Below are 5,401 nucleotides of genomic sequence, written 5' to 3'. Positions count from 1 at the left end.
TCCCAGGCACGCGCTATCACATGCATAATGCTGCGCTGACTGCTGTTCGCACACAGATGCAGGAGCTACGAAATCTGGCCGATCACTATGCCAAAATGGTCATTGAAGCGAAAGGACCTGTACGCTTTTTCGTACCGTTGGGCGGCTTTTCCAGCCATGACAGCCCGGAAGGGCATCTCCACGATATCAATGTGCCCGGCCCCTTCGCCGAATATCTTCGCAAAGTCATTCCCAGCGCTATTCCGGTCGAAGCGGTGGATGCTCACTTTAATGATGAAGTGTTTGCTGACCGCATCATTCTCGCGGCCCGCGATTATCTCAAGATCGGAGTGCATGCGTGAAAGGTGATCTGCCTCTAAGTCCTGAGGATGTGAACGAAATCGTCACAATCCTGAAAGGCAGTCAATATGATCGGTTGGACATCCGAACCGATCGCTATCGGCTTCGCGTCAGCAGGGCCGATGCAGGAGAAGGTCAAGGGGAAGGCTGGAGCCAGGCGTGGTCGCTCGAAGACGAAGCGTCGCCTGCCGGGGCGACTGCCCAGTCGGGTCAGGAAGAAATCCCGGTTCCCGAAGGCATGCATGCCATTCGCGCACCTTTGCCTGGCGTCTTTTACCGCTCCCCAGCTCCTGGAACTGCATACTTCGTTGAGGTCGGCAGCAGCGTCGAGGCAGAATCCAATGTCGGTATCATCGAGACCATGAAGCTCTTCAATCCCGTCCCCGCAGCTTGTGCAGGCGAGATCGCGGAAATCTTAGTCGAGAATGGCGCGATGGTAGATGCCGGCGCCATTTTGATGCTCGTCAAATGATCAGGCGTCTCCTCATTGCCAATCGCGGCGAAATCGCTTTTAGAGTTATTCGCACAGCAAAGCGTCTGGGCATCGAGACTGTCCTTGGGGCGTCCGAAGCGGATCTGAATAGCGCGGCCGCATGGCTGGCGGATCATATCGTAAAGGTCGGTCCGGCTCCCTCGGCGCAAAGCTATCTCGACGTTGCCAAGGTGATCGCCGCGACCAAACTAAGTGGGGCGGATGCGCTGCACCCCGGCTATGGCTTTCTCTCCGAAAATGTGGGCCTTGCCCGTGCTTGCGCGGAAGCGGGGATCGCTTTCGTCGGCCCTTCCTCATCCAGCCTCGAGGCAATGGGTGACAAGCTGATGGCGCGTAAGGTCGGCATCGAAGCGGGCCTCCCGGTGGTCCCGGGCGGTGAGGCAGGCGATAAGGAGGAAGCGCGAAGGCGCGCGCAGGAAACGGGCTATCCGCTATTGCTCAAAGCTGTGTCCGGGGGCGGCGGTAAGGGAATGAAAAGAGTCGATAATGAATCGCAGCTAGATGGTCAGATCGATCTTGCCATGGCTGAAGCGCAGGCTTCCTTCGGGGATCCACGCATCTACGTCGAGCGCTTTATCACGAGCGGCCGGCATATCGAAGTGCAGGTGCTTGGCGATGGTGTGAATGCGATTCATCTGGGCACGCGCGACTGTTCGATACAGCGCCGCTTCCAGAAGCTGGTCGAGGAAGCTCCAGCAGCCCTTCTTCCCGATGACAAGCGCACGGCTATCGAGCAGGCGGCGGTCGATTTGGCCAAGTTTCTGGCATATCGAGGAGCAGGTACGGTCGAATTTCTGGTAGATGCCGTTACTTTCGATTTTTATTTCCTAGAGATGAATGCGCGTATCCAGGTAGAGCATCCCGTAACGGAAGCGATCACCGGCGTCGATCTGATTGAGCAACAGCTGTTAGTAGCAGCCGGTAGCAAATTGGCGCTGACACAGGAGATGATACGGCCTCGCGGTCATGCCATTGAGGTGCGCATCAACGCCGAAAACTGGCGCGAAGATTTCCAGCCCTCGCCCGGGCGCGCCGCATCGGCCAAGTGGCCGGCGGGCGAAGGCATACGCGTCGATACCCATATATTCAATGGCGGCCTCGTCCCGCCCTTTTACGACTCCCTCGCCGGGAAGCTCATTGTCCATGGCAACGACCGAGCCGAGGCTATTGAGCGCCTGACTGCTGCCTTATCGGTATTCGAGCTAGAAGGCATGGATTCAACAGCTGGGCTTCACGCCATTATCGCGGCTGATCCGCGATTCCGTGCCGGCGACGTCGACACCCGCTTCTTCGGAAATTTGAACAATGGCTGAAATAAATCTCGTCGACGTTTCGGTGCGCGATGGCAACCAGTCGCTGTGGGGCGCGACAGGCCTCGATACAGCAAAGATCCTCCAGGTCGCCGGCCAGATGGATCGCGTAGGCTTTAGAGCAATCGATTTCACATCATCGACCCACATGGCCGTAGCAGTGCGTTATTTCCGTAACAATCCCTGGGAGCGTATCAGGCGTGTCCGGGCTGCCATGCCCAACACACCGCTTCAATTTATCACCACCGGCCTACGATTCATTGCTTGGCAGCAGGCTGGTCCCGAATTTATGCGAATCGTCTATCGCCGGCTCCAACATAATGGCATCGGCCGCTTCATTGTTCTTGATCCCATGCATGACATAGATGCGGTTCTTGAAGCAGCTCAGCTCATCAAAGAAGAGGGTGATGCGCAAGTTATGGCGGCGCTGACATTCACCCTCTCTGCCGTGCACGATGATGCATTCTATGCAGATTTCGCAGCGAAACTCGCCAGATCGCCCCATATCGACCTGTTCTACATCAAAGATCCGGGCGGCCTGCTATCTCCAGATCGCGTGAAGACACTCGCACCGGCGATCAAGGCGGTGATCGGCGGGAAATCGCTGGAAGTCCACCCGCACTGCACGATCGGTTATGGTCCACTTACCGCTTTGGCGGCCGCCGATTGCGGAGCTGTCGATGGCATTCATGTCGGTATCGGCCCCCTCGGGGATGGCAGTTCGTTGCCCGAGGCCGGTAGGCTTGTCGCGAATTTGCGGGAAGCAGGCCATAGTGTGCCGATCGATGACAGGGCTCTAGCAAACGTTACCGATTATTGGTGGCGTCTGGCTAAGGCGGAAGGCCTCCAACCGGGCACGCCTCAAGCCTTCGATGCCAGTTTTCTGCGTCACCAGATCGCGGGAGGGGTGATGACCACCACTCGTCGACAACTGAGTGAACTGAAGCTCGAGCACCTTTTTGGCGCGGTAGTCGAAGAGACGGAGCGTGTTCGTGCTGAACTTGGATATCCTATCATGGTAACGCCCTTTCCCCAGATGGTGATGACGCAGGCGACAACAAATATCGTCAGCGGCCAGCGGTACGTTCAGGTATCGGATCAGATTTTGCGCTATGCAATGGGCAAGCTTGGGCGTCCGACGAGCCCAATCGATCCGGTGATCCTGGATGTCATCATGGATCGACCGCGGGCAAAGGAGATAGCTGGTGAACCGGATTTCCCTGACTATTCGGATCTCCGTCGCAAGTTTGGCGCGCATCTGGACGATGAGGAATTTCTGTTGCGCGCCGTGATGCCGGCGGATCAGGTCGACGCAATGCTTGCGATGGGACCCAGCCGCGCAACCTATACTCCGGAGGCTGCGCCGTTGATGAAATTGCTACGAGAACTTATTGCTAACCCGACCCTGAAAGATGTCGTAATCGACAGAAAAGGTTTACGATTGGCACTTCATTCTGGCGCTTCCGCGGGCAAAATGTAATGGTCAGTGAATCGCTTGACGGCTTGGCTGCCCGGCTTGCTGGTGCATCGGGTTTCATTTTCGACATGGACGGCACGCTTGTACTTGGCGACAGCGCCAGTTCTGGATATCGCCCGCTTCCGGGCGCAGAAGTGCTGCTGGAAGAACTTACAGCGCGCGGCATGCCCTTTAGGATTTTCACCAATGGGTCTGCCATAGCCCCGGCTCAATATGCGTATAACCTGCGCGTTGCCGGGTTGAAGGTGCCTGACAGTGCTGTGATGACGCCGACGACGGCCGCTGCATATTGGTTTTCTGAACGGGGGATCCGCAAAGTCAGGGCGCTGGGGCGTAGCGAATCATTCGTGCCGCTGCGTGCCGCTGGTATCGAAGTCGTCGAAAATGCCGCTCCTTCTTGCGCGGTTGAGGCTGTCTATGTCGCCTATCACCGCGCATTCACGTTCGACGATCTGGAGGCGGTGCTCGCGGACCTCGAAGACGGCGCGCAGCTCACAACGGCGTCCAATGTTCCCTTTTTCGCTTCGGAGGGCGGGCGCAAGATCGGAACTAGCTTCGCGATTAATGCGGCCATCACCGCGATGACGGGGATCGAGCCTGTCATACTCGGCAAGCCATCGCTCGCAGCACTGCATTGCGCCCGATCTTTGATGGGTCTGCCGACTGATGCGACGCATAAATTGATCGTCGTGGGTGACGACCCAGGGCTAGAAATGAGAATGGCGCGGGCCGCGTCCGCCGCGAGCATTGGTGTGACGACTGGTCTCTCAGATGCAACCGACTTTGGCGCACATGCCGATGAGCAGGCAGATTTCGTCGTCAGATCGCTCGACGAATTGTGCGTGCGGTTAGGCGAAAGAATTGACGCAGTATGAGGCTTTCGGAAGCTGCGCAATCAGGACTAGAGTAATCCTACGTTGACGGTGCTTCGCTGCGCTTCTTGGTGTGCACAATCACAATGAGACGACATTGATGATGATGGTTCCGCAAATCGGGCCGGGTTAGCAGCGAAAGATTGGGAAGGTTACGCTGGTGCGCGCTGGCGACTTTGCCCCATTGGCATCAATCCCGGGCCGCTCGGCAACCGTTTGGATCGCATAGTCCAGATCGGTCGTGGTCGGCTTGCGGAAGCTTTCATGCGACTTCTCGTGCTAGGTTCATAAATTGGCAGTGCCCGGCTAGCCGCAGGGCGTTCATCCAGAACTCTCGCCGTTGGCCGGTGGCGGCCAGGGCATGGCCGCGATCTTCTGCAATTCGGCCCCTGTGCATTATGCGGACACAGATTCACGGTAGCGGTTTGATGAGCAGCGGCATGAGGCCATTGGCGTCGAGATCGAGGTGATCGGACCAGACATAATCGCCGGTGAGATTGATGCGATCCCAACCCAATGGTGAGAGCCGAGACAGCATAGCCGGATCGATCTGGCTTCCGCGGCGGCGCATTTCTTCGACGGCGTGCCCAAGATAGCGACAGTTGAACAGGATGATCGCTGCGGTGACGAGGTTGAGGGCAGCCGCGCGGGTTTGCTGGTTCTCCAAGCCACGGTCGCGAAAGCGACCGAGCCGATGGAAGGCGACCGCTCGCGCCAGGCTGTTGCGCGCCTCGCCCTTGTTCAACTCGGCGGTGACCGTGCGGCGTAGCGCCGGATCGTCGAACCAGCGCAACGTGAACAGCGTGCGCTCGATCCGTCCTACCTCGCGGAGCGCCGCGGCGGGGCTGTTCTGCTGGCGGTAGGCGGGTAGCTTTTTGAGGATCAGCGAGGGCGTAACGGTGCGATCACG

5 protein-coding genes and 1 pseudogene are annotated in these 5,401 nt (G+C 58.0%); 5 read left to right on the top strand and 1 reads right to left on the bottom strand.

Annotated features, from left to right (window positions below; genetic code table 11):
- The 5 genes and pseudogenes from EBBID32_RS24995 to EBBID32_RS16365 all read left to right on the top strand — a co-directional run.
- Positions 1-341 (top strand): annotated as a pseudogene (locus tag EBBID32_RS24995) (Tm-1-like ATP-binding domain-containing protein); the annotation flags it as partial.
- Entirely contained in the window at positions 338-811 is a 474-nt protein-coding gene (locus EBBID32_RS16380) for an acetyl-CoA carboxylase (RefSeq protein ID WP_006961057.1), read from the top strand. The pseudogene EBBID32_RS24995 and the gene EBBID32_RS16380, both read left to right, overlap by 4 nt.
- Positions 808-2,145 carry an acetyl-CoA carboxylase biotin carboxylase subunit gene (locus tag EBBID32_RS16375; protein WP_006961056.1) on the top strand — a complete coding sequence of 446 codons (1,338 nt, stop codon included), beginning with the start codon at positions 808-810 and terminating at the stop codon, positions 2,143-2,145. Before EBBID32_RS16380 ends, EBBID32_RS16375 begins: the two co-directional genes overlap by 4 nt.
- On the top strand, positions 2,138-3,622 hold the full coding sequence (locus tag EBBID32_RS16370; protein WP_006961055.1) for a biotin carboxyl carrier protein: 1,485 nt from the start codon (positions 2,138-2,140) through the stop codon (positions 3,620-3,622). Before EBBID32_RS16375 ends, EBBID32_RS16370 begins: the two co-directional genes overlap by 8 nt.
- Positions 3,622-4,494 (top strand): HAD-IIA family hydrolase, encoded by an 873-nt coding sequence (locus tag EBBID32_RS16365; protein WP_006961053.1) that lies wholly within the window; start codon positions 3,622-3,624, stop codon positions 4,492-4,494. Before EBBID32_RS16370 ends, EBBID32_RS16365 begins: the two co-directional genes overlap by 1 nt.
- Before the next feature lie 409 nt (positions 4,495-4,903).
- Here EBBID32_RS16365 and EBBID32_RS16360 read toward each other — a convergent pair.
- Positions 4,904-5,401, bottom strand: a 498-nt coding sequence (locus tag EBBID32_RS16360; protein WP_037491318.1) for a Tn3 family transposase, incomplete at its 5' end; no start/stop codon positions are given.

The sequence above is a fragment of the Sphingobium indicum BiD32 genome (assembly GCF_000382885.1).
Classification (GTDB): Bacteria; Pseudomonadota; Alphaproteobacteria; order Sphingomonadales; family Sphingomonadaceae; genus Sphingobium; species Sphingobium japonicum_C.
Note: the sequence above shows the minus strand (reverse complement) of the source record. Positions and strands in the feature narration are given on the sequence as shown.

Bases quoted from the DNA above. Each gene is read 5' to 3' on its own strand.
- EBBID32_RS16375 (WP_006961056.1), top strand. From the start codon at position 808: ATGATCAGGCGTCTCCTCATTGCCAATCGCGGCGAAATCGCTTTTAGA.
- EBBID32_RS16370 (WP_006961055.1), top strand. From the start codon at position 2,138: ATGGCTGAAATAAATCTCGTCGACGTTTCGGTGCGCGATGGCAACCAG.
- EBBID32_RS16365 (WP_006961053.1), top strand. From the start codon at position 3,622: ATGGTCAGTGAATCGCTTGACGGCTTGGCTGCCCGGCTTGCTGGTGCA.